Below are 23,758 nucleotides of genomic sequence, written 5' to 3'. Positions count from 1 at the left end.
CCGGACGGGACCGAGCATCGCCGTCGTTGTCCTGATCCGAGCCGCGTGGCTCACGGCCCGGCGACGCTCACTGCGACAGCGTGGCCCCCAGCTGGCCGATCGCCTCCAGCGATGCGATCCGTCGCTGTTCGGTCGATGTGAACATCTGCGCCCGCAGCGCCGCGATCGCCTGCGCCCGGCCCTGCGGGTCCAGACGACGATCGGCGTCGATGCGTGCCCGCGCTTCGGCATAGCGGCGGACCCGCGTGTCCCAGGCGGCGCGTTCTGCGTCGAGTGCGGCCAGTCGCTGCGCGGCGTCCGCGCCCCATCGCGCCGTGCGTTCGGTCTCGCGCTGTGCGGGCGCCAGCGCGCGCCGTTCGATGCTTTCCGCTTCCTCCGCCAGTCCGGCCGACGCGCGCGCGTCGTAGCCGGCCTCGCGGTCGAGCGCGGCCAGCGCTTCGCGTTTGTCTTCGGCGCTCATCCGCGCATCGCCGGCGATCCGCATCCGCGCCAGCGTCAACGCCGCCAGCGCGTCTTCCTCGGCGAAGAAGCCTTCGGCCATCGCTTCGCCCAGCCGGTCGCGGCGCAGTGTGCGCACCGCGGCCAGTCGCCGCGCTGGGTCCGGCTCGGCGGCGATCCCGCTGTCCGACAGCGCCTGCAGGTAGGCGGTGTAACGGTCGAAATGATCGAGCACCGTGCCGACCCGGCCGGCATCGAAGCGGGCGAGCAGCGTCCGTCGCAGTTGCTCACGGATCTTCGTCAGGTCCCATTCGCCGATCAGGCTCAGGTGATAGTCGAAGAACCGGCGCAGTCCGGCGTCGAGCACCAGGGCGCCGTCGGCGTCGAAACGCACCTCGCCATCGACCGCGGTCCCGCGCAGCGAGCTGGTCGCCAGCGGATCGGCGGCCGCCTGCGCGGTATCGGTCGGGGCATCGCCTGCGGTGTCGTCGCGAAGCCCCGCATCGCTCCCGGCGGTGCCGGAGACATGCGGCGCATCGCGCGCGGCGGAAGGCCCTTCGGCCATCCACCACCACACGCCGCCGGCCAGCGCCGTCGCAAGCACGACGACGCCAGCGGTGCGGTGGAACGCGTGGCTCACAGGCCGAGCGACTGCAGGCGGTTGGCCTGGGCGCGATAGACGCTCTGCGGGCTGGACGAGAACAAGCCGCGCAGGCCCAGGAACTGGTTGACCTCGTCGAGATGATTCCAGCCGTAGTCGTCGCGCAGCACGGTGCCCCAGCGCGAGGAGCAGCGTCCGACCAGCCCGTCGTTCTGCTCGAAACCGAAGAACAGGCCGCCGGCGCCGAGCGCGGCGTCCGAAATGTCGAAAACGTTGGTCAGGACCGAGGTACCACCCATCGAGTAGTAGCGGACCCCGTTGACCGTCGCCGCGCCGCTGCCGCAGGACGTGGTCGGTTTGCCCTGCGGGTGGCGCGCGTTGAACGCGTTCGCGCCGGCACTGCTGAGCGACCCGAGCGCGGCCAGCGAATTCTGCGGATCGAGGTTGCCCGATATCGCGCCGAGGAAGCCGGCGAAGGCGTTGACGAACCCGGCGACGAAGCCGCGCAGCGGGGAGCCCGGCGGCAGCGCGCCGCTGACGCCATCGGCCACCGGGGAGCCGGTGTTCGGCGCACCGATCAGGGTGGCGGAGGCGACCAGGTCCGGACGCACCGAGGCGACGTAACGGATCGTCGGCCCGCCGTGGCTGTGGCCCATCAGGTTGAACTTGCTCTTGCCGGTGATCGCGCGGAGGCGGTCGAGGTCGCGGATCAACTGCTCGCCGCGCACTTCGCTGGAATTGGCGGCGGAGACGCTGGCGGTGTAGACGCTGGCGCCGCCGGCCTTCAGCTCGTCGCCGATGCCGTACCAGTAGTCGTAGACGCCGAGGATCGAATCGAAACCGAACAGCCCGTGCACCAGCACGATCGGGTATTTCGTTCGGGTGTAGGTCGATTGCGCCTGCGCGGGCAGGGCGAAGAACACGATCGCCAGGAACAGCAGAATGAAACCGGTGAATCCACGACGCATGACTCTCTCTCCTTGGATGAACGTGCGGGACTGCGGGGTCGGGAACGCCGACCGTTGCCGATCCGGTGCGTGGCCGATCCGGGCGCGCGACGCGGCCCTCTTTCCGTTCGGTACGGCACCGTATGGAGCGGACGATACCAGCCTCCGCCGCGGAGGTCGTTGTGCACAGCAGCACGGCCCGGCGGCCCAGCCGACCGTGGTCGCAACCGGCAGGACGGGGATGCCCGATGCCGCCCCGGCCCGCGGCCCGGCCCCCGCTTCCGGTACAATCGCCGGCCCGCGTCCAGACATGCACCGGACATGATCGTCCTCGAGGGCTTGCCGGCCCTATCGCCGTTCCGTCGCGACCGTCTTCAAGCCCGTCTCCAGGCCATCGCCCCCGAGCTCCGCGTCGTCGGCGCCTGGTTCGCCTACTGGGTCGAACCCGAGCCGGGCCGCACCCCCGACACCGACACCCTGCTGCGGATTCTCGAAGCCCGTCCCGACCGCGCGCCGCTGGCCGCCGGCGCGGTGTCGCGCTTCATCGCCCCGCGCCTGGGCACGATCTCGCCCTGGGCCAGCAAGGCCGGCGAACTGCTGCGCGGCGCCGGGCAGCCGGTGAAGCGCGTGGAGCGCGGCACCCGCATCGATCTGAGCGGCTGGCCGGAAGACCCCGCCGTCCGCGCCGCGGTGGCCAAGGTGCTGCACGACCCGATGACCCAGTCGCTGCTGGTCGATGCCGCGGATGCGGCGGCGCTGTTCGTCGCGCCGGCCCGCGGCGCGCTGGAAGTCGTTCCGCTGGCGCAGCTGGAAGCCGCGAACGCGCGCCTTGGCCTGGCGCTCGCCGACGACGAAATCGAATACCTGCGTGCGCGCTACCGCGAGTTGGGCCGCGACCCGCACGACGTCGAACTGATGATGTTCGCGCAGGCCAACTCCGAGCACTGCCGGCACAAGATCTTCAACGCCGGCTGGACCATCGACGGCCGCGAGCAATTGGTGAATGGCGGCCCGCAGTCGCTGTTCAAGATGATCAAACACACCCACGCGCAGACGCCGGACCACACGCTGTCCGCGTACAGCGACAACGCCGCGGTGGTGGCCGGCTATCCGGCGAAACGCTTCCGTCCCGACCCGACGACGCTGGAATACCGCGCCGAAGCCGAAGCACCCAGCGCGTTCTGCATCAAGGTCGAAACCCACAACCATCCGACTGCGATCTCGCCGTTCCCCGGTGCGTCCACCGGCAACGGCGGCGAGATCCGCGACGAAGGCGCGACCGGTCGCGGCGGCAAGCCGAAGGCCGGGCTGTGCGGCTTCAGCGTCTCGCATCTGCGCATCCCGACCCTGCCGCAGCCCTGGGAGGCCGTGCGCCCGCTCAATCCGCGGATGGCGCCGGCGCTGGAGATCATGCTCGACGGCCCGCTGGGCGCGGCCGCGTTCAACAACGAATTCGGCCGCCCCAACCTCACCGGTTATTTCCGCAGTTTCGAACTGCGCGACGGCGACGGCCCGGTCCGCGCCTACGACAAACCGATCATGCTCGCCGGCGGTCTCGGCGCCATCGATCGACCGATGGTGACCAAGAAAACGCTGTCGCCCGGCGACGCGGTGATCGTGCTCGGCGGCCCGGCGATGCTGATCGGCCTCGGCGGCGGCGCCGCCAGTTCGGTGGCCTCGGGCGAAAGCGCCGAGGATCTGGATTTCGCCAGCGTGCAGCGCGACAACCCGGAAATGGAGCGCCGCTGCCAGGAAGTGATCGACCGCTGCGTCGCGATGGGCGAAGGCAATCCGATCCTGTGGTTCCACGACGTGGGCGCGGGCGGGTTGTCGAACGCGATTCCCGAACTGCTGCACGACTCCGGCGCCGGTGGCGTCATCGATCTGGCGAAGGTGCCCAGCGACGATCCTTCGCTGTCGCCGATGCAGTTGTGGTGCAACGAATCGCAGGAGCGCTACGTCCTCGGCGTGCCGCAGGATCGCCTGGCCGAATTCGCCGCGATCTGCGAACGCGAGCGTTGCCCGTTCGCCGCGGTCGGCGTGGCGACGGCGGAAGAGCGGTTGGTGGTCGGCGATGGCGCGACCGTCGACGCGATTCCGCATGCGCCCGCCATCGACCTGCCCATGGACGTCCTCTTCGGCAAACCGCCGAAGATGCACCGCGACACCCGCCGCCCGGCGCCGACGCCGTGGTCCGCGCTCGACGGCAAGGACATCGATCTGCACGAAGCCGGCCTGCGCGTGCTCGCGCATCCGACCGTCGCCGCGAAGCATTTCCTGATCACCATCGGCGACCGTTCGGTCGGCGGCCTGACCGCGCGCGATCAGATGGTCGGCCCGTGGCAGATGCCGGTGGCCGACTGCGCGATCACGATCGCCGGTTTCGACACGCATGCCGGCGAAGCGATGGCGATCGGCGAACGCACGCCGCTCGCGCTGATCGACGCCGCCGCCGCCGCGCGGATGGCGGTGGGCGAGGCGATCACCAATCTGCTGGCCGCGCCGGTGTCGTCGCTGGCGCAGATCAAACTGTCCGCGAACTGGATGGCCGCCGCCGGCCATCCGGGCGAGGACGCGCGCCTGTTCGACGCGGTGAAGGCCGTGGGCATGGCGCTGTGTCCGGCGCTGGAGCTGAGCATTCCGGTCGGCAAGGATTCGCTGTCGATGCAGGCGCAGTGGCAGCGCGACGGCGAGACGCACAAGTCGGTCTCGCCGGTGTCGCTGATCGTCAGCGCGTTCGCCGCGGTCGAGGACGTGCGCGGGCAGCTGACGCCGCTGCTGTCGCGCGAAGGCGAGACCGAACTGTGGCTCATCGGCCTCGGCGCGGGGCGCAAGCGTCTCGGCGGTTCGATCCTGGCGCAGGTCTACGACGGCTTCGGCGGGCGCCACGGCGACGACAGCGTGCCCGATCTCGACGATCCGGAACGTCTGCGCGGCCTGTTCGATCTGATGCGCGACGCCCGCGAGCGCGGGTTGGTGCGCGCGTACCACGACCGTTCCGACGGCGGCGCGTTCGCCGCGCTGTGCGAGATGGCGTTCTGCTCGCACCTCGGCATCGACATGAATCTCGACGACTGGGGCGACGATGCCTTGCGCACGCTGTTCTGCGAGGAGCTCGGCGCGATCGTGCAGATCGCCACCGAGGACCGCGCCGAATTCGCCGATCTCGTTTCCCGGCATGGTCTGATCGAATGCGCGCAGCGCATCGCCAGGCCGACCACCGCCGGCGCGATCCGCGTCCATCAGGACGGCGAGGTGCTGGTCGAATGGCGCTGGGACGCGTTGTTCGATGCCTGGTGGTCGGTCAGCCATGCGATGCAGCGGCTGCGCGACAACCCCGACGCCGCCGACGAAGAGCGCGCCGCGGTGCGTCGCTTCGATGCGCCGGGGCTGCAGCCGAAGCTGACCTTCGATGCCGCCGAGGACATCGCGGCGCCGTTCATCGCCACCGGCGCGCGTCCGCGCGTCGCGATCCTGCGCGAGCAGGGCGTCAACGGCCAGATCGAAATGGCCGCGGCCTTCGATCGCGCCGGCTTCGCCGCGGTCGACGTGCACATGAGCGATCTCATCGCCGGGCGCATCGCGCTCGACGGCTTCAGCGGCTTCGCCGCCTGCGGCGGTTTCAGCTACGGCGACGTGCTCGGCGCAGGCCGCGGCTGGGCCACCTCGATCCTCGAACGCGCCGCGCTTCGCGACGCCTTCGCCGCGTTCTTCGCGCGTCCCGACACCTTCGCGCTGGGCGTCTGCAACGGCTGCCAGATGCTGTCGCAGCTCAAGGACATCATCCCCGGTGCCGAACACTGGCCGCGTTTCCTGCGCAACCGCAGCGAACAGTTCGAGGCGCGCTTCGGCCTGCTCGAAGTCGTCGATTCGCCGTCGCTGTTCTTCCGCGGCATGCACGGCTCGCGCATCCCGGTGGCGATCGCCCACGGCGAAGGCCGGGTGGCGTTCGCCGGCGATGCCGACCGCGCCGCTGCGACCGTCGCGCTGCGCTACGTCGCCAACGATGGTCGCGCCGCCGCCAGCTATCCGGCGAACCCGAACGGCTCCGAGGACGCCATCGCCGGCCTCGCCAGCCGCGACGGCCGCGTCACCATCCTCATGCCGCATCCGGAGCGCACGCCGCGCAGCGTCAACATGAGCTGGCATCCGGACGACTGGCAGGGCGATTCGCCGTGGCTGCGGATGTTCCGCAACGCGCGCATCGCCGTCGGCTGACGGCGACGCGACTGCGCGCCGTGGTCGCGCGCCGCGCGGATCAGTACGCGCTGTCCTCGAAGAAATCGCCGGGCGGCGGCGTCGGGCCGTAGAAAATGTGCCCGGTGCGTCGGCCGCCCGGGAGTTCGATGTGGAAGTGCGGGCGCGCACCGGGTCCGTGCGGGGCGTCGTGGACGACCCTGCCGCCCCGCGCGTTGGCGAGCCGATTCGCCCAGGAATTCGCGTCTCCGGCGCTGGCGCCCTGCAGGAACACGCCCGCGCGCGAGCGCAGCAACTGCCGCAGCGCGTCGTTGTGGCGCATCGCGCCGCCGGTACGCAGCGCAGGGAAACCGCTGGGCGCGGTTCTGCCGGTCGGCAGGACCCGCAGGATGCGCAGGAAACCGTCGGTGTCGTCGTAGGCGTCGAAACCGTCGGACTCGAACCCCTCGGACTCGAACCCCAGCGATGTGAAGGCGTCGCCCTCGTCCCAGGCGTCGAACGACCGCGCCGCGCGGCGGCGATGCTGGCATTGGCAGGTCATGGCGTGGCTCCTCGCGTGCGCACCGCAACGATGCGGCGTCCACGGCGATTTCAGCGCGGACGCGCGGCGACGGACAATCGCGTGTTCGGAGTGGGCCCTCGGCGCTAGCCCGTTCGGGGGAGCGGCTGCGATGCGGCCGCAGGCCGCTCTACCGGTTGAGGGTGCGCGGGTTGGCGGCACGGCGCGCGGTCACACCGCGACGCGCGCCAGCCAGCGTTCGATGCCCGCGCGATCGCGGGCGCGCAGCAGGGTCGCGGCGCGTGCGCGCAGCGCCGAATGGTCCAGTGCGCGCACCGCGCGGCGCACTTCCAGCAGCGTGCCGGGGTGCAGGCTGAATTCCTCCAGCCCCAGCGCCAGCAGTACCGGCGCGAACATCGGATCGCCGGCGATCTCGCCGCACACCGCCAGCGGTTTGCGATGGGTGCGGGCGGCGCGGATCACGTCGTAGATCAGTCGCAACACCGCGGGATGCAGCGGCGAATACAGGTCGCCCAAGGCTTCGTTGGTGCGGTCCGCGGCCAGCAGGTACTGCACCAGGTCGTTGGTGCCGATCGACAGGAAATCGGTCTCGGCGATGAAGGTCTGCAGCGCGATCGCGGCCGACGGCACTTCGATCATCGCGCCGATCGGCACCGACTCCGCGATCGCGTGTCCCTGCTCGCGCAGCTCGCGCTGCACGTCGCGGGTCAACGCGCGCACCGCCAGCATCTCTTCGCGGCCGCTGACCATCGGCACCAGGATGCGCACCGGGCCGTAGCCGGTGGCGCGCAGGATCGCGCGCAGCTGGGTGCGGAACAGGTCGGTGCGCGACAGCGACAGGCGCACGCCGCGCAGGCCCAGCGCGGGATTGGGCTCGCCGGTCAGCGCCAGGCCGCTTTCGTCGGCCTTGTCGGCGCCGATGTCGAGGGTGCGGATGGTGACGGTGCGCCCGGTCATGCCCAGCACCAGATCGCGATAGGCGCGGAACTGCTCTTCCTCGTCCGGCAGCGTGCGCCGCAGTTCGGGCGGGCGGTGCATGAACAGGAATTCGGTGCGGTACAAGCCCACGCCGGCCGCGCCCTGCGCGTGCGCTTCGGCCACGTCCTCGCGCGATTCGGCGTTGGCCCACAGTTTGATGTCGACGCCGTCGACGGTGCGGGTGGGTTCGCGGCGCAGGCGATGCAGTTGCTTGCGCTCGCGCGCGTATTCCTGCACCCGCGCGCGGTGATCGCGCAGATCGTCGGCATTCGGTTCCAGGATCACCAGGCCGCTGCCGCCGTCGACCGCGAGCACGTCGCCGTCGTTGACCTTCTGCAGCACGTGGGCGGCGCCGATCACCAGCGGCAGATGCAGGCTGCGCGCGAGGATCGCGCTGTGCGACAGCGGGCTGCCGCCGGAGGTCACCACCGCCATCACGCCCTGCGCATGCAGTTGCGCCAGTTCCGAGGGTGCCACGCTGTCGGTGACCAGGATGTCGCCGGCGATGCCCTGCAGGTCCGCGGCGCGGCGGTGCAGCGCCGCGTGGATGCGGCCGACGACCTGATCGATGTCGTCGATGCGGCTGCGCAGGTAGGCGTCGTCCATACCCGCGAACACCGCAGCGATGCGGTCGCGCTGCAGGCGCAGCGCGTAGTCGGCGGCGTAGCGGCCGGTGCGGATCAACTCGTCCAGGCCGGCCAGCAGTTCGGGGTCGTCCAGCAGCAGCGCGTGGAGGTCGAGGAATTCGCCGACCTCGTGGGCCAGCGCGCCGTGCAGGCGGTCGCGCAGCGCGTGCATCTCGCCGCGGACCACGTCGATGGCGGCGTGCAGCCGTTCGAGTTCGGCCTCGACCTCTCCGGCTTCGATGCGCTCTTCGGCCACGTCCAGCGCGTGCGGCAGGCGGACGCGCGCGCGTCCCAGTGCGCTGCCGCGCGATGCCCCTTGGCCCGAGAGCAATCGCCTCATCAGCTGTCCTCGTCGAACCGTCGCTCGAACAATGCGGCCACCGCGTCCATCGCCGCGGCCTCGTCTTCGCCGTCGGTGCGGACCACGACCGTGCTGCCCTGTCCTGCGGCCAGCAGCATCACGCCCATGATGCTCTTGGCGTTGACCTCGCGGCCCTTGGCCGAGACCGTGGCGCCGCAGCGGAATCCCGACACCGTCTGCACCAGCTTTGCGGTGGCGCGCGCGTGCAGGCCGAGTCGGTTCTGGATGAGGAGTTCGCGTTCGATCATGGCGCCGGGCGTCTGCGGAAGCGTGGTCGGGAGGTCGGAAGGGTCATCGTGCGTCGTCGAGGATGGCGCCGTTGCGGGCGCCGGCCGCGGCCACCGCCGGCAGTTCGTCCAGCGGCAGCTCGGCGTAATTCATCACCCGCAGCAGCATCGGCAGGTTCAGCGACGACACCCGCCGCACCGGCGTGCCCAGCCGCGCGACCTGCGCGGCCAGGTTGCTGGGCGACGCGCCGTAGAGGTCGGTGAGCACCAGCACGCCGTCGCCGCTGTCCACGCGCCGCAGCGCGGCGCTGGCCTGCGGCAGCGCGATGTCGAGGTCGACGTCGAACCCCAGCTCGAAGGCTTCGGTCTTCAGCGGCAGCTGGCGCAACAGCCGGGTCGCGACCTCGACGAGGGCGCTGCCGATGCCTGGATGGGTGACGAGGAGGATGCCGACGGACATGCCCTCAACTTAACAGACGGACATGACGGCCCGGAAGCCGTCGATGGCCTTCAGTCGCCGGTTTCGTCGAGCGTGCGGTGGAACAACGTGTTCAGGCCGGGCAGGGCGGACCGGTGGCGTTCGACGTCCGGCTGCATCGTCTCCAGTCGCGCCAACTGCTCCCGGACGAAGGCGTCGATCCGCGGCACCGGATCGCCGACCCAGGCTTCGGGCGCGTTGCGCTTGCGCGCCAGCAGGTCGTCGATGTCGGCGACGAGGTCCGGGCGATCGGCGACCAGATGCAGCAGTCTGGCGAACTCGATCGGCGCCGGCGTGCCGTAGCGCTCCAGCCAGAGTACCGACAGCAGCGGGCGCAGGGCGTAGAAGTATTTCTTCAGCGAGACCTGGGCGTCGCGGAGGTAGGCGCGCTCGGTGTTCTTGCCCATGCTGCGGTAGTGGTACATGCCGCTTTCGACCGAATAGGCCTGCGGCAGCAGCACGCGCGCGCCAGCGGCGAAACCGCCGCGCTCGATGTAGCGGATCGGCGACTGGATCCATTCGACGAACGCGGGGTTCGATTTCCAGAACAGCCGCAGCGCCTTGCGCAGGTCCCAGCCGTTGAGGTCGATGTCGTCGACGATCGGATATTCGATCACGTCGCGGCGCTCTTCCAGATCGACCGCCTGGTACCAGCGCGGCGGATGCGCGTAGATGAAGCGCACGTCGTAATCGGAATTCGGCGAGGCGAAGCCCCAGGCGCGGCTGCCGGATTCCACCGCCAGCAGGATGCGCACGCCGTGTTCTTCCTCGGCGCGCGCCAGCCGGCGCAGGATCTCGGCGTGCACGTCGTCGGGGATCGCGGCGTCGTTGGGCGGGGCGAGGTTGGCTTCGGTCATGGGCGCGGATCCGGTGGGGCGTTCAATCTTCGGGCAATCGACCGCGGCGGAGGAAGACCTGCAGAGAACGGTCGGCGGCTTCCATCAGCCGCTTCCAGTCGGCCGTTCCGGCTAGGGCTTCGAGCGGGAGATCGGGAATCCGCTCCGCGACATCGTTCCAGACCGCATCGAATTCGGCGATCGCGTCGATCTCCGAAGAGGTGAAGACGACGCCCGCGGCGTAGTGCCTGCGCCAGTCCCGGCCGACGAAATCCTCCCACCAGTTGATGATTTCCGTCGGCACGTCGACGAAGGGGACCCTGCGTTGGTATTCGCGCTGATCCTCGATGGACGCCGCCAACTCGAGCGATTCCATGATCCGATTGCGGAGTCTTTGCTGGACGATGCGCTTCGATGGTGCGCCGCCGATCACGACGCAGTCCGGAGCGGCGTGGCGAACACCGTGATCTCCTCGCGGTCGTGATAGAGCTGCTTCGCGCGGATCGTCAGCGGCACGCCGGCCTGGGCTTCGAAGCGTTCGAGGCAGAGCCGGGTTTCCTGCCAGCGTTTCTTCATCGGCAGTTTCAGGTTGAAGATCGCGTGCCGGCACCAGCCTTCGCGGAACCATTCGGCCATGCGCGCGGCGACCCGAGACGGTTGTTCGACCATGTCGCAGACCATCCAGTCCAGCGGTTTCGCCGGGTGCCAGGCGAAGCCGTCGGCGCGCAGGTGCTGCACCAGGCCGGTGTCCATCACGTGTTCGCGCAGCGGGCCGTTGTCGATCGCGGTCACCTGCAGCTTCTGTCGCGTCAGCACCCAGGTCCAGCCGCCGGGCGCGGCGCCGAGATCGGCCGCGCGCATGCCCGGGCGCAGCAGGCGTTCGCGCTCGTCGGCGGTCAGCAGCACCAGCAGCGCTTCCTCCAGCTTCAGCGCCGAACGCGACGGCGCGTCGGCCAGCAGCTTCAGCCGCGGGATGCCCATTGGCCACGGCGCGCTGTCGCGCGGGTCGCCGACGGCCAGGAATGCGTGGTCGCCATCGACGAAACACACGTGCAGCCGCGGCAGGCGGGCGTTGTCCTGCGCGGTCAGCACGCCGGCCCTGCGCAGCGCCGGCCGCAGCGCGTTGCCGAAACTGCGGGCCAGACCGGCCAGCGGTTTGGCGGCATCGGAGTCGGGATGCTCGACGACCAGCGTGCCGAATGCCGCTCGTGGGAGGGCCGGAAGGCCCGAATCCGACGCCGCTGGCGATTCATCGGGCCTTCCGGCCCTCCCACAAAGCGCCTGCAGCATCGGCGCGATCCGGTCCTTCGGGTCCAGCCCGCGCAGTTCGGCGATCAGGCGCAGCTTCTGCCGGGCGAAGATCAGCGTCGAGAACGGCAGGGCCGCGTCGAGCGCCTGTCCGTCGTCGCCGAGGAACACCACATGGCCGCTGTCGCGCTCGGTGCGCGCGTAACCGCCCAGGCCCTGCGCCGCGGCGCGTTCGGTCAACTCGGCGGCGAGTTCGGGCTCGAAGCCGGCGCGGCAATAGCAGAGGAGGCCTGCGGTGTTCATGCGAGGAACGCAAAACCCCGGGATGAAGCGAGAATGACGGGGTCGGAATTCAATACCGACTCCCGCCGCCCTCGCCGTACGTCCGCAACACCTCGCACGCGGCCTCGCGTTCGACGTCGCGGGTCACCGCGATGCCGCGCTTTTCCAGTTCGCCGATCCAGTCCGCCGGCAGCGGGCCTTCGTCGAATTCGGTCAGCGCCATCACGTCTTCGGCGCGGGCGCCGATCAGCAGCCGGTCGATGCCGGCCCAGATCGTCGCGCCGTAGCACTGGCAGCAGGGCTGCGACGAGGTCGCGAGCACGATCGGACCCGCCGGCGCATCGTCGGCGTCGCGATTGAGCCGCGCGCGCTGGGTGCGCTGCTGGGCGAGCATGTAGGCCATCATCTCGGCGTGCGCGACCGAGCAGCTGTGCGGCAGCACGCGGTTCACGCCGACCGCGACGATGCGATCGTCGGGGCCGAACACCGCGGCGCCGAACGGGCCGCCGCTGGCGTGTTCGACGTTGCGCCGCGAGAGATCGATCGCCAGCGCGACCTTGTCGGCGTCGGTCGGATAAGGGCGCGCGGTGTCGACGGCGTCGTGGACCCAGGCGGGCAGGGTGAGGTGGACCTGTGCGTAGAGCATGGTCCGGCTCAGCCGCCCGCGGCCCAGGTGTCGCGCAGGGTCACGCTGCGATTGAACACCGGCGCGTCGGGGCGATGGTCGAAGCGGTCGGCGACGAAATAGCCGGTGCGTTCGAACTGGAAGCCCTGCTCCGGTGCGGCGGTCGCGGCGGCGGGTTCGACATAGCCGCGCACGCTGCGCCGGGAGTCGGGGTTGAGATAGTCGCGGTAGGTCTTGCCGTCGTCGTCGGTATCCGGATTCGGGACCGTGAACAGGCGGTCGTACAGGCGCACTTCGGCTTCGACGGCGTGCTGCGCGCTGACCCAGTGGATCGTGCCCTTGATCTTGCGGTCGGCGCCGGGCATGCCGGGGCGCGATTCGAGGTCGAGGGTGCCGCGCAGTTCGACGATCTCGCCGGCCTCGTTCTTGACCACCTCGTCGCAGCGCACGATGCCGGCGCCGCGCAGACGCACTTCGCCGCCGGGGATCAGCCGTTTCCAGCCCTTCGGCGGGACCTCGGCGAAATCCTCGCGGTCGATCCACAGTTCGCGCGCGAACGGCACGGTGCGGGTACCGAAGGATTCGTCCTTCGGATGATTCGAGAACGTGAGCGCTTCTTCGTGGTCGTCCGCCAGATTGGTCAGCACGAATTTCAGCGGATCGAGCACCGCCATCCGCCGCGGCGCGCGGTCGTCGAGATCCTCGCGCAGGGTGTTCTCCAGCACCGAGAAATCGATCAGCGAGTTCTGCTTCGACAGGCCCAGGCGCGAGACGAACAGCTTCAGCGCGTCCGGCGTGTAGCCACGACGGCGGATGCCCTGCAGGGTCGGCATGCGCGGATCGCCCCAGCCATCGACCAGACCTTCGTCGACCAGGGTCATCAGCTTGCGCTTGCTCATCACCGTGTAGTTGATGTTGAGACGCGAGAATTCGATCTGGCGCGGCTTGCTGGCCTCGAACGGCAGGCCCTTGCCGGTGAGCGGCGCGAGCAGTTCGGGATGGTTCGCCGGATCGACCTTGTCCACGCACCAGTCGTACAGCGGTCGGTGGTCTTCGAATTCCAGAGTGCACAGCGAATGAGTGATGCCTTCGATGGCGTCGCTGAGCGAATGCGCGTAGTCGTACATCGGATAGATCGGCCAGTCGTTGCCGGTGTTCTGGTGTTCGACGTGCTTGATCCGGTACAGCGCCGGATCGCGCAGGTTGATGTTCCCGCTGGCCATGTCGATCTTCGCGCGCAGGGTGCGCGCGCCATCCGGGAACTCGCCCGCGCGCATCCGCCGGAAGAGGTCCAGATTCTCGTCGACGCCGCGGTCGCGGAACGGCGAGGGGCGGCCCGGTTCGGTCAGGCTGCCGCGGTAGGCGCGCACTTCGTCGGCGCTCAGGTCGCAGACGAAGGCGTCGCCCTGGCGGATCAGTTTCTCGGCGGCGAGATAGAACACTTCGAAATAATCGGAAGCGTGACGAAGTTCCGCCCACGCGTAACCCAGCCAGCGTACATCGTCCTGGATCGCGCGGACGTATTCCGGATCCTCCTTCGCGGGGTTCGTATCGTCCAGGCGGAGGTTGCAGCGGCCGCCGAACTCTTCGGCGATGCCGAAGTCGGTCCAGATCGCGCGGGTATGCCCGATGTGCAGGTAGCCGTTGGGTTCCGGCGGAAAGCGGGTGCGGATGGCCGCATGCCGGCCGCTGGCGAGGTCCTCGCGGACGATCTGGCGAATGAAGTCCTGACGGCGCTCGGCGACGGCGTCGGCAGGGGGAGTGTCCGTGGGAAAGTCCGGGGTCATCGAGGATGGCGACTGCGAAAACGACCAGTTTAGAGCCTGAGGGCGGCTTTGGGAGGCGGGCGCGCTGCGCAGGTGTCCGCTGGACCATGGTCGCGGGTGCAGAAAACCCTGCGCGGATGGTAGTGTGGACGCGCCAACAGGGGCGTCTGTGGGGGAGAACCCGGGCGCACGCGATCATGACGGAATACACACCAAGGGGGCGGGCGATGGGCGATCACGCCGATCCACCCGGACATCGTCGACCGGCGCGGGCGTTCGGTCGGTTCACGACCGCACGCCGAATGCCCGCCGCATTCAGGGTCGGGAGGATCCGGGTATTCGCGATTTCCGACTGACCATGGCGTTCCCTTTCAGGGATTTCCCGCAGCAGTGGCTCCGCACCGTCGGCATGGCGGTCGTGCTGCTGTTGTCGGGTTTGTACGTCCTGACGCCGGGCCGCGCCGAAGTGCCGGTGGAGCGGCCGTTGCAACTGCGCCTCACCCCGCTGCCCGACCATGAGGGGCGCTTGCCCGCGCTCGGCAGCGACGGGCAGTCGCTGCGGGTGGGTGTGACCGAGGGCACCCGTCAGGCGCGGGCCGAGCTGCGCTTCGTGCTGCCGCCGCGGACCAACGAATCGCCGCACTGGGTGATCTGGATCGCGCGCGTCCCGGTGGAATCCGTGCACCTGCAGGTCGAAAACGCCTGGGACGGCGGCAGCCGCAGTTTCCTGGCGCCGGAACCGATGGAAGGGCCGATGCCGGTGGGCTACCTGTTCCGGTTGCCCGCCACCTGGGAGGGCGAGATCCGGCTGGAACTCACCGCCATCGGGTTGCGCAACGCCGCCCTGCGCCCGGAAATCGTGTCCGAGGAACTGGCCGACGAGTACGTGCAGAAGGCCACGATCGTGGCCAGCCTGGCCTACGCCAGCCTGTTCACGCTCGGCCTGATGACCCTGGCGCTGTTCTTCGCGTCCCGCGACGCGAGTTTCCTGGTGTTCTTCGGGTTCTGCGTCACCGGTGCGCTGCTGTTGGCCGCGTTCAACGGCCATCTGTATCTGCTCGATCCTTTCGATTTCCTGCGCCAGTTGGGCGGTGCGGGGTTGCACGCGATTTCGCTGCTGTTCGAGGTCGCCGCCCTGCAGATCCTGCTGCGCTACGCGGACAGTCAGCAGGCCGGGCCGCGCCTGGCCCGGGCCATCGATCAGGGCTGCGTCGCCCTGCTGCTGCTGAGCGGGGTGATGCTGGCGTGGCGCGAGGCATTCGATCCGTTGGCCGCCTGGCTGATGCCGGTCGCCTGGTTCAGCGGCTGCGGGGTCGCGCTGTTCGTGCTCAGCGAGGCCTGGCGCCGACGGGTGCCGTTCTCGGCGGCGGTGTTCGTGTCGGTGCTCGGCATCGCCGTGACGGCGATGATCTGGGAGCTGGAAGGCCGCGGCTTCGTCGCGGGTTCGCTGTGGACCCAGTACGGCTATCAGGCCGCGATCATGATCTGCGCGGCGATGGTCAGCGTGGGCCTGATCAGCCGCATCAGCAAATACCGCGAACAGCGCGACCGCGAGCAGCGCGCGCGCGCCGATTCCGAGCGCCGCATGTATCGCGAGGCGGTGCGCTCCGAGCTGTTGACCGCGCTGCAGATGGGCCTGCGCGGCGTCGGCGAGGAAGACATCCAACCGATGGCCATGCGGCTGCTGCTGGATCATCTGCGCCGCATCGTGCCGGCCGATCACGTGCTGGCGGTGGTCCGCGGCTTCCACGGGCGCGACACGCTCGCCGCGCATCCTGGCGCCGCGCTGGACGAGCTGGTCGAACGGATCTCGCCCCGGCTGCCGAACCTGCGCCAGCAACTGGCGATCAACATCGAGGTCCAGCAGCCGGTCACCCGCAGCGGCGAAGCGACGCCGGTGGCGATCGAGGCCGCGGTGTCGCTGCCGGTGCGCGCGCCGTCCTGGGGCGCGCTGGTGCTGGAACGCGCCGGCGCCACCGTGTTCCATCCCGACGAGCTGTCGATCGCGCGCGAGCTGGCGCGCATCGCGGTGCTGCAGATCGACGAGGCCTTCACCGCCCTGCATCTGCGCCATACCGCCGAAGTCGACTCGCTCACCGGCGCGCTGAATCGTCGCAGCATCGATCAGGCCCTGGTGCGCACCTTCCAGGAATCGATCCGCAAGCGGCTGCCGCTGTCGGTGCTGTTCGTCGACATCGATCACTTCAAGGCCATCAACGACCAGCGCGGTCACGGCTGCGGCGACTATTGCCTGCGCGAGATCGCGAAGCTGATCGGCGAGCAGTTGGTCGACGACGACGTGTTCGGCCGTTACGGCGGCGAGGAATTCCTGGTGGTGCTGCCCGGTCGCCAGACCGAGATGGCGCGGGCCATCGCCGAACAGATCCGGGCTGCGATCGAGACCGCCGATCTGCGTTACAAGGACCAGTCGCTGCAGCTCACGGTCAGCATCGGCGTGGCCAGCCAGCTCGGGCACGAACCGCAGCCCGGGCCGGCAGTGGAGCGCGCCGACAAGGCGCTGTACGCCGCGAAGCGCGGTGGGCGCAATCGCGTCAGCGTGGCGCCGGCGATCTTCGCGCCGCGCTCGGCCACGGCTTGAACGGCGGCCGATCGCCCGCATTCCTTCCGGACCCGCGCACCGGCCTGCCTCCTGCGCGCCTCCCTGCGATCTCCACCAACGGAGTCCGTCGATGTTCGAATCCCTGTTGGGCATCGGTGCCCACAAACAGCGCATGCCTTCGCCCGAGCGCGCCCTGCCGGGCCGCGCCGAAGCGATGCCGCTGCGCAATGTCCATCACGTTCACGGCCGGCCGCTGCGCGATGCGTTCGAGGGTCTGGCCCGGGTCCAGTTCGGCATGGGCTGCTTCTGGGGCGCCGAGCGCAAGTTCTGGTCGCTGCCGGGCGTGTTCACCACCGCGGTCGGCTATGCCGGCGGTTACACGCCGAATGCGACCTACCGCGAAGTCTGCAGCGGCGAGACCGGCCATACCGAAGCGGTGCTGGTGGTCTACGACCCGGCGGCGGTGTCGTTCGAGACGCTGCTGAAGACCTTCTGGGAAAGTCACGACCCCACCCAGGGCATGCGCCAGGGCAACGACACCGGCACCCAGTACCGGTCGGCGATCCATTGCGACACCGAAGCGCAGTACGCCGCCGCGGTCGCCAGCCGCGACGCCTTCCAGGCGCGGCTGACCGCGGCCGGTTACGGCGCCATCACCACCGAGATCCGCCATCCCGCGCCCGAGTTCTTTTATGCGGAAGAGGAACACCAGCAGTATCTGTCGAAGCATCCGGACGGCTATTGCGGCCTCGGCGGCACCGGCGTGAGCTGCCCGACGGGCCTCTAATCCGACGGGTCTCTAACCCTCAGCGCCGGGTCACGGCGCAGACGTACACCACTTCGCAGGCGCCGCCGCCGGTGTCTTCGCGGGTCAGCGAACTGCGCCAGCGCCAGCCGTCGCTGGCGTTCACCTGCACCAGCCAGCCGTCGATGCGCACGGCATCGCCTTCCTCGACGTCCGCCAGCGCGGCCGCGACCGAGGGCGAGGCCGGAATCATGTGCATGTTGGCGCTGCTGCGCGCGATTTCGTCCGGCGGCAGCGGCGGCTGCGCCGACCAGCGATAGCGATACCAGCGCCCGCCCTGCGAAATGTCGAGCTGCGACAGCACGGCGTCCTCGCGCATCCGCCCCCAGCCGAGGGCGAGGTCGATCGGTGCGAAATCGGCTTCGCGGTCGCTGCCGTATTCCTTGCGCGACAGCACCCGCGCGGCGACGCTGAAACCGGCCAGCGGCTTCGCGGTGGCGTTCGCGAGCGCGAACGGCGACATGTCGCCGGGCGCATCGGACTGCACCGCACCGTCGGCGCCGGCCAATCGCGGCGGCGGCCGGCAGTCGGAGGCGGTATGCGTGACCGCCGTCGACGTCGGCGAAGACGGATTCGCGCCGCCGGGCGGCGATGCGGGCGTGGCCAGCCACCACGCGGCGGCGGCGATGGCGATGAACAACAGCAACCAGCGGACCATGCGCGGATTCCGGGACGATGTCCGCGGAAGTGTAACTTCAGTCGAAATCGCGCAGCAGCGCCGCGCGGGTGGCCTCGGGCACGTCCATCGCGACGGGCATGCGCGCGTCGTCGATGCCGAACCGCAGCGCGGTCCCGGCGCGCAGCGCCGCGATCTGCGCGGGCGCGAAGTCGAAGCGCATGAAGTGCACTGCCGCGGTCTTGTCGTCGTCGCTGCGGTCCATGTCCTCGTCGGCATGCGCGAACGTGCGGGCGTGACCGGCCACTTCGGCGAAAAACCGATGCTCGATGCCGCCGAGCCGCGCGAGTTCGCGACGGCGCATCGCTTCGTCCGCGTATTCGATCAGCAGCGTCGCCTTCAGGTCGTGGCCGCCGGGAATCAGCGGGTTGTAGGCGTCGAGCTCGGCCTGGATCGCCTCGGGCTCGAAGATCCGTTCGATCCGCAGCATTTCCTGGATCTGGTACTGGATCGTCAGCCGGTCCTCGAACAGCAGGGTCGCATGGGCGCCGAGCGCCAGCCGCCGTGCCTGTTTGTGGGCGAGCACGCGCGCGCGGAACGCGGCGCGCTCGATCGCGTAGGTTTCGAGGCTGTAGAGATCGGCGCGGGCGAGTGCGGTCATGGGTTCAGATGCCGTACGCGATCCGCAGCAGCGTCACCGGATGTTCCGCGGTGGCGCCGTCGCCGAGGCCGTGCGCGATGTGCGCGCCGGCCATGACGCAGTCGCTGGTGAAATGCGCGGCCTCGGCCTGCTTCACGCGGTTCTCCACCGGTTTGGCGATCCTGCGCGCATGCGCGTAGGTGGCGGTCTTGACGCCATAGGTGCCGTCGTGGCCCGAGCAGCGTTCGATCGCGGTGACCCGGGTGTCCGGCACCAGTTCCAGCACCTGTTTCGTTTTCGGGCCGATGTTCTGCACGCGCTGGTGGCAGGCCGCCTGCCACGCGATCGTGCCCAGCGGATTGCGGAAGTCGTGTTTGAGCAGCCCTGCGTTCTGGCGATGCATCAGATATTCGAACGGATCGAAGATCGCGCGCCGGATCGCCTGCACCTGCGCGTCGTCGGGATACATCAGCGGCAGTTCCTGCTTGAACATCAGCACGCAGGACGGAACCGGCGCGATGATGTCCCAGTTGCCTTCGACGGCGTCGGACAGCGGCGGCAGATTGCGTCGCGTGTACGCGTCCACGCTGTCGAGATCGCCGAGCTCCAGCTTCGGCATGCCGCAGCACTGGTTGCGGCGGATCAGTTTCACCGGGATGTCGTTGTGGCGCAGCACCGCGACCAGATCCTCGACCATCGTCGGGTGATTGTGGTTGCCGTAGCAGGTGACGAACACCGCGACCTTGCCGCGGGTCGGGCCGGCGGCGACGGCGCCCTCGCCGGGATCGTCGTGCGGCATGGCCCGCAGTGCGGTGGGGCTGCGGTACGCCGGCACCTGCGCATCGCGATGCACGCCGAGGGTCTTCTCGATCGCGCCGCGCAGCGCGGGCTGGCGGTTGCCCCAGTTCACCGCGTCCACCACCACCGGGATCGAGGCGAGCCGGCCGACGGCGGTGGTGTTCGACAGCAGTTTCGCCGACAGCGGCGCGCCGTGGCGTCTGAAGTGCACCGCCTTCGCGCGCAGCATCAGGTGCGGGAAGTCGATGTTCCATGCGTGCGGCGGGATGTACGGGCACTTGGTCTGGTAGCAGAGATCGCAGAGATAGCATTGCTCGACGACCCTGGCGTAATCGGCCTTGGCCACGCCGTCGACTTCCATCGTCGTCGAGGCGTCGACCAGATCGAACAGGGTCGGGAAACTCTGGCACAGGCTCACGCAGCGGCGACAGCCGTGGCAGAGATCGAACACCCGCTCCATCTCGCGCTCGAGCGCGGCGGCATCCCAGAAATCCGGATGTTTCCAGTCGAGCGGATGCCGCGTCGGCGCGTCGAGGCTGCCTTCGCGCGCCTGGGTGGGTCCCGTGGTCGTGGAGACGGGCGGTTGGCTCATGCGTCCCTCGGAAAGCGCCGCGCAGGACACGCGACCGACGCGTGCAGGAAGAGAATGCTTTCTTCCGCGCCGGGAGAGAGAAGACGCGGAAGAAAGCGAGGATCGCCCGTCGCCTGACGAACGACCCGGAAGCGACCCGAGTCAGGCCCCGAGTTCGTTCAACGCCTTCTGGAAGCGGTTGGCGTGCGAGCGTTCGGCCTTGGCCAGGGTTTCGAACCAGTCGGCGATCTCGTCGAAACCTTCGTCGCGCGCGGCCTTGGCCATGCCCGGATACATGTCGGTGTATTCGTGGGTCTCGCCGGCGATCGCGGATTTCAGGTTGTTCGAGGTGTCGCCGAACGGCAGCCCGGTGGCCGGGTCGCCGCACTGTTCGAGATATTCCAGATGGCCGTGGGCATGGCCGGTTTCGCCTTCCGCGGTGGAGCGGAACACCGCGGCGACATCGTTGTAGCCTTCGACGTCGGCCTTCTGCGCGAAATAGAGATAACGGCGGTTCGCCTGCGATTCGCCGGCGAACGCGGCCCTCAGATTGGCTTCGGTTTTCGAACCTTTCAGACTCATGGTGTTCGACCTCGTGGCTGCGGTGGCGATGGATCGATCCGTGAAACGACCGGTCTGGCTGGGAGGTGCGCCGGCATCCGGCACGTGTCGAGCATACGCCGCTGCGCGGGCCGGATGGAACGGGGCCAGCGGCGCACGCCGCGCACCTGCACATGTCTGCTGCAGGGCAGCATCGCCGGGGGCATGGCCGTCGCGGCGGCCACGGCGCTCAGGTCCGTGGTCTGGGGCGCGGACGCGCCGCGCCGCTGCGGCGGGGCAGCGACTCGGTGCTCAACAGGTCGGGCGGCAGTTCGCGGAAGACATCCGCCAGCTTTTCGAGGAATTCGGACATCGCCGAGCTGCGGCGCCACACCATCGCAATGCGGCGGCTCGGCGCGGGCGCATCGAACGGCAGCAGGTGCACGTCCTGCGACGGCGCTACCGGCGGCTTCACCGAGAGCACCGGCAGCAGGGTGATGCCGACGTTGGCGGCCACCATCTGCCGCAGCGTTTCCAGCGAGGTGGCGCGGAAGCCGCTCTTCTCGCCCGCGCCGGCCAGATGGCAGACATCCAGCGCCTGATCGCGCAGACAGTGGCCGTCTTCCAGCAGCAGCAGGCTTTCGTGGGCCAGGTCCTGCATCGTCAGCGATTTCGCGCTCGCGAGCGCGTGCGTTTCCGGCACCGCCAGCAGGAAGGGTTCCTCGAACAGGAATTCGAGATGCAGCTGATCGTCGTGCAGCGGCAGCGCCAGCACGCCGGCATCAAGCCGGCCTTCGCGCAGCTGGCGCAGGATCACTTCGGTCTTTTCCTCCACCAGCAGCAGTTCCAGCTGCGGGAAGCGGGCGCGCACCGGCTGCACCACGTGCGGCAGCAGGTACGGGCCGAGCGTGGGGAAGATGCCCAGTCGGACCGTGCCGGCTTCGGGGTTCTGGCTGCGGCGCGCGGCTTCGCGCATTTCCTCCACGTCGGCGACGATCCGCCGCGCACGTTCCGCGGCATCGCGGCCGGCGGGCGTCAGCATCACCCGCCGCGGCGCGCGTTCGACCAGCGCCACGCCGAGCTCTTCCTCGAGCTTGCGGATCTGGGTGGAGAGCGTGGGCTGACTGATGAAGCAGGCGGCGGCGGCGCGACCGAAGTGCCTGTGATCGGCGAGTGCCACCAGATACTTCAGATCGCGCAGATTCATGGGGGGATGCCTCGATGCGGTCGGAAGGGCCGCGACACGTGCGCGACCACCGTGATGCCATGCGGGGCGATCCTTGCGTTGCCGGCGATGACTGGGGCCGTGATGTTGCGCGACAGCCTCAAGTTACCGCGAATGCTGCGCCGATTGACCATTTTCGATGCCTGTCTCTTCTGACAGGGACCGTTTTCCAGTGCGACGAAAACGCATCCGCGCGGGCATCGGAACGCCCGCGCGCGATGCTCAGGCGACTTCCGCCTGCGCTGCTGTCTGCGTCTGCGCGGCGGCGGGCGCGCTGTGGCGGATCAAGTGGTCGAACGCCGACAGCGCCGCTTTCGAGCCTTCGCTCATCGCGATGACGATCTGCTTGTACGGCACCGTGGTCGCGTCGCCCGCGGCGAACACGCCCGGCAACGAGGTCTGGCAGCGGTCGTCGATCAGGATCTCGCCGCGCTGCGACAGCGCCACGGTGTCCTTCAGCCATTCGGTGTTGGGCAGCAGGCCGATCTGCACGAACACGCCGTCCAGCGCGAGCGCATGCGTGGCCTGGGTGGTGCGGTCCAGCCAGCGCAGGCCAGTGACCTTGCGGCCGTCGCCCTGCACTTCGGTGGTCTGCGCCGAGACGATCACGTCCACGTTCGGCAGGCTGCGCAGCTTGCGCTGCAGGACTTCGTCGGCGCGCAGCTTCGCGTCGAACTCGATCAGGGTGACGTGGGCGACGATGCCGGCAAGGTCGATCGCCGCCTCCACGCCCGAGTTGCCGCCGCCGATCACCGCCACGCGCTTGCCCTTGAACAGCGGGCCGTCGCAGTGCGGGCAATAGGCCACGCCCTTGTTGCGATATTCCTGTTCGCCGGGCACGTTCATCTGCCGCCAGCGCGCGCCGGTCGACAGGATCACGGTCTTCGACTTCAGCGACGCGCCGCTGGCGAGCTTCACTTCGATCAGGCCGTCGGCGCCGGCGGGGATGAGCCGCTCCGCGCGCTGCAGATTCATGATGTCGACCTCGTAGTCGCGCACGTGCCGCTCCATCGCCGCGGCCAGCTTCGGGCCTTCGGTTTCGGGCACGGAGACGAAGTTCTCGATCGCCATCGTGTCCAGCACCTGGCCGCCGAAACGCTCGGCGGCGATGCCGGTGCGGATGCCCTTGCGCGCGGCGTAGATGCCCGCGGCCGCACCGGCCGGGCCACCGCCGACGATCAGCACGTCGAACGCGTCCTTCGCGGCGATCTTCGCCGCTTCGCGCGCGCCGGCGCCCGTGTCCAGCTTGGCGAGGATGTCCTCCACGCCCATGCGCCCGGCGCCGAAGACCGCGCCGTTGAGGAAGATCGTCGGCACCGACATGATCTCGCGCGCGTCGACTTCGGCCTGGAACAGCGCGCCGTCGATCGCGGTATGCCTGATCTTCGGATTGAGCACGGCCATCAGGTTCAGCGCCTGCACCACGTCGGGACAGTTCTGGCAGCTGAGCGAGAAATAGGTTTCGAACACGCACTCGTCGTCGAGCGCGCGGATCTGTTCGATGACGTCCTGCCCCAGCTTCGACGGATGCCCGCCGACCTGCAGCAGCGCCAGCACCAGCGAGGTGAACTCATGGCCCATCGGGATGCCGGCGAAGCGCAGCGCGATGTCGTGGCCGGCCTTGGTCGAATCCGGACTGGCGATGGCGAACGACGGCACGCGATCGTTCGCGTCGCGGGCTTCGCGCAGCGTGACCTTGTCGGACAGTTGGGTCAGTTCGACCAGCAGCTCGCGCAGCTCGCGCGACTTCTCGCCGTCGTCGAGCGCGGCGACCAGTTCCACCGGGCGGGTGAGTTTCTGCAGATACGCCTGCAGTTGGCTTTTCAGATCGGAATCGAGCATGGCCGGTTCCTCGAAGGAAGAAGGGAGAGCG

Annotated in this window: 20 protein-coding genes; 3 read left to right on the top strand and 17 right to left on the bottom strand. The window is 69.4% G+C overall.

Annotation, left to right across the window (positions count from 1 at the left end; genetic code table 11):
• Positions 1–67 precede the first annotated feature (67 nt).
• Complete coding sequence (locus ABD974_RS10590; protein WP_345303282.1) at positions 68–1,078, bottom strand: lipase secretion chaperone; 1,011 nt, start codon at positions 1,076–1,078, stop codon at positions 68–70.
• Positions 1,075–2,007, bottom strand: a complete 933-nt coding sequence (locus tag ABD974_RS10585) for an esterase/lipase family protein (protein ID WP_345303281.1) — start codon at positions 2,005–2,007, stop codon at positions 1,075–1,077. The genes ABD974_RS10590 and ABD974_RS10585 overlap by 4 nt, the downstream gene beginning before the upstream one ends.
• Positions 2,008–2,307: 300 nt before the next feature.
• Between ABD974_RS10585 and purL the strand changes: the two genes are divergently transcribed.
• The gene (gene purL / locus ABD974_RS10580; protein WP_345303280.1) at positions 2,308–6,204 is read left to right on the top strand and encodes a phosphoribosylformylglycinamidine synthase; all 3,897 of its coding nucleotides are present in this window, start codon (positions 2,308–2,310) and stop codon (positions 6,202–6,204) included.
• Between the two features lie 40 nt (positions 6,205–6,244).
• Here purL and ABD974_RS10575 read toward each other — a convergent pair whose 3' ends face one another.
• From ABD974_RS10575 to ABD974_RS10535, 9 genes are all read right to left on the bottom strand, one after another.
• Complete coding sequence (locus ABD974_RS10575) at positions 6,245–6,724, bottom strand: hypothetical protein (RefSeq protein ID WP_345303279.1); 480 nt, start codon at positions 6,722–6,724, stop codon at positions 6,245–6,247.
• A 189-nt stretch (positions 6,725–6,913) separates the two neighbouring features.
• Positions 6,914–8,647, bottom strand: a complete 1,734-nt coding sequence (gene ptsP / locus ABD974_RS10570) for a phosphoenolpyruvate--protein phosphotransferase (RefSeq protein WP_345303278.1) — start codon at positions 8,645–8,647, stop codon at positions 6,914–6,916.
• Positions 8,647–8,916, bottom strand: a complete 270-nt coding sequence (locus ABD974_RS10565; RefSeq protein WP_345303277.1) for an HPr family phosphocarrier protein — start codon at positions 8,914–8,916, stop codon at positions 8,647–8,649. Before ABD974_RS10565 ends, ptsP begins: the two co-directional genes overlap by 1 nt.
• A 43-nt stretch (positions 8,917–8,959) precedes the next feature.
• A complete protein-coding gene (locus ABD974_RS10560; RefSeq protein ID WP_345303276.1) occupies positions 8,960–9,355 on the bottom strand; it encodes a PTS sugar transporter subunit IIA in 396 nt (131 codons plus the stop codon).
• Positions 9,356–9,405: 50 nt separating this feature from the next.
• The gene (locus tag ABD974_RS10555; RefSeq protein WP_345303275.1) at positions 9,406–10,230 is read right to left on the bottom strand and encodes a nucleotidyltransferase domain-containing protein; all 825 of its coding nucleotides are present in this window, start codon (positions 10,228–10,230) and stop codon (positions 9,406–9,408) included.
• A 22-nt stretch (positions 10,231–10,252) separates the two neighbouring features.
• A complete protein-coding gene (locus tag ABD974_RS10550; protein WP_345303274.1) occupies positions 10,253–10,585 on the bottom strand; it encodes a hypothetical protein in 333 nt (110 codons plus the stop codon).
• 53 nt (positions 10,586–10,638) lie between these two features.
• Positions 10,639–11,760 carry a 23S rRNA (cytidine(2498)-2'-O)-methyltransferase RlmM gene (rlmM, locus tag ABD974_RS10545; RefSeq protein WP_345303273.1) on the bottom strand — a complete coding sequence of 374 codons (1,122 nt, stop codon included), beginning with the start codon at positions 11,758–11,760 and terminating at the stop codon, positions 10,639–10,641.
• A 49-nt stretch (positions 11,761–11,809) separates the two neighbouring features.
• The gene (locus tag ABD974_RS10540) at positions 11,810–12,385 is read right to left on the bottom strand and encodes a nucleoside deaminase (protein ID WP_345303272.1); all 576 of its coding nucleotides are present in this window, start codon (positions 12,383–12,385) and stop codon (positions 11,810–11,812) included.
• Positions 12,386–12,393: 8 nt separating this feature from the next.
• Positions 12,394–14,151, bottom strand: a complete 1,758-nt coding sequence (locus tag ABD974_RS10535; RefSeq protein ID WP_345303271.1) for a glutamine--tRNA ligase/YqeY domain fusion protein — start codon at positions 14,149–14,151, stop codon at positions 12,394–12,396.
• Between the two features lie 337 nt (positions 14,152–14,488).
• Here ABD974_RS10535 and ABD974_RS10530 point away from each other — a divergent pair, with 337 nt between their 5' ends.
• Together ABD974_RS10530 and msrA are read left to right on the top strand one after the other, a co-directional pair.
• Positions 14,489–16,729, top strand: coding sequence for a sensor domain-containing diguanylate cyclase (locus ABD974_RS10530; protein ID WP_345303270.1), 2,241 nt, complete (start codon positions 14,489–14,491; stop codon positions 16,727–16,729).
• A gap of 103 nt (positions 16,730–16,832) precedes the next feature.
• On the top strand, positions 16,833–17,477 hold the full coding sequence (gene msrA / locus ABD974_RS10525) for a peptide-methionine (S)-S-oxide reductase MsrA (protein ID WP_345303503.1): 645 nt from the start codon (positions 16,833–16,835) through the stop codon (positions 17,475–17,477).
• Between the two features lie 19 nt (positions 17,478–17,496).
• On the opposite strand, the gene ABD974_RS10520 is transcribed toward msrA, so the two are convergent.
• From ABD974_RS10520 to ahpF, 6 genes are all read right to left on the bottom strand, one after another.
• A complete protein-coding gene (locus ABD974_RS10520) occupies positions 17,497–18,153 on the bottom strand; it encodes a hypothetical protein (protein ID WP_345303269.1) in 657 nt (218 codons plus the stop codon).
• 37 nt (positions 18,154–18,190) lie between these two features.
• The gene (locus tag ABD974_RS10515) at positions 18,191–18,772 is read right to left on the bottom strand and encodes a DUF3501 family protein (RefSeq protein ID WP_345303268.1); all 582 of its coding nucleotides are present in this window, start codon (positions 18,770–18,772) and stop codon (positions 18,191–18,193) included.
• 4 nt (positions 18,773–18,776) lie between these two features.
• A complete protein-coding gene (locus tag ABD974_RS10510) occupies positions 18,777–20,141 on the bottom strand; it encodes a heterodisulfide reductase-related iron-sulfur binding cluster (protein WP_345303267.1) in 1,365 nt (454 codons plus the stop codon).
• Positions 20,142–20,282: 141 nt separating this feature from the next.
• Positions 20,283–20,702 carry a rubrerythrin family protein gene (locus tag ABD974_RS10505; RefSeq protein WP_345303266.1) on the bottom strand — a complete coding sequence of 140 codons (420 nt, stop codon included), beginning with the start codon at positions 20,700–20,702 and terminating at the stop codon, positions 20,283–20,285.
• Positions 20,703–20,910: 208 nt separating this feature from the next.
• Positions 20,911–21,867, bottom strand: coding sequence for a LysR substrate-binding domain-containing protein (locus ABD974_RS10500; RefSeq protein ID WP_345303265.1), 957 nt, complete (start codon positions 21,865–21,867; stop codon positions 20,911–20,913).
• 240 nt (positions 21,868–22,107) lie between these two features.
• Entirely contained in the window at positions 22,108–23,727 is a 1,620-nt protein-coding gene (gene ahpF, locus ABD974_RS10495) for an alkyl hydroperoxide reductase subunit F (RefSeq protein WP_345303264.1), read from the bottom strand.
• Positions 23,728–23,758 lie beyond the last annotated feature (31 nt).

The organism is Lysobacter hankyongensis, assembly GCF_039543145.1.
Lineage (GTDB): Bacteria > Pseudomonadota > Gammaproteobacteria > Xanthomonadales > Xanthomonadaceae > Lysobacter_I > Lysobacter_I hankyongensis.
Note: the sequence above shows the minus strand (reverse complement) of the source record. Positions and strands in the feature narration are given on the sequence as shown.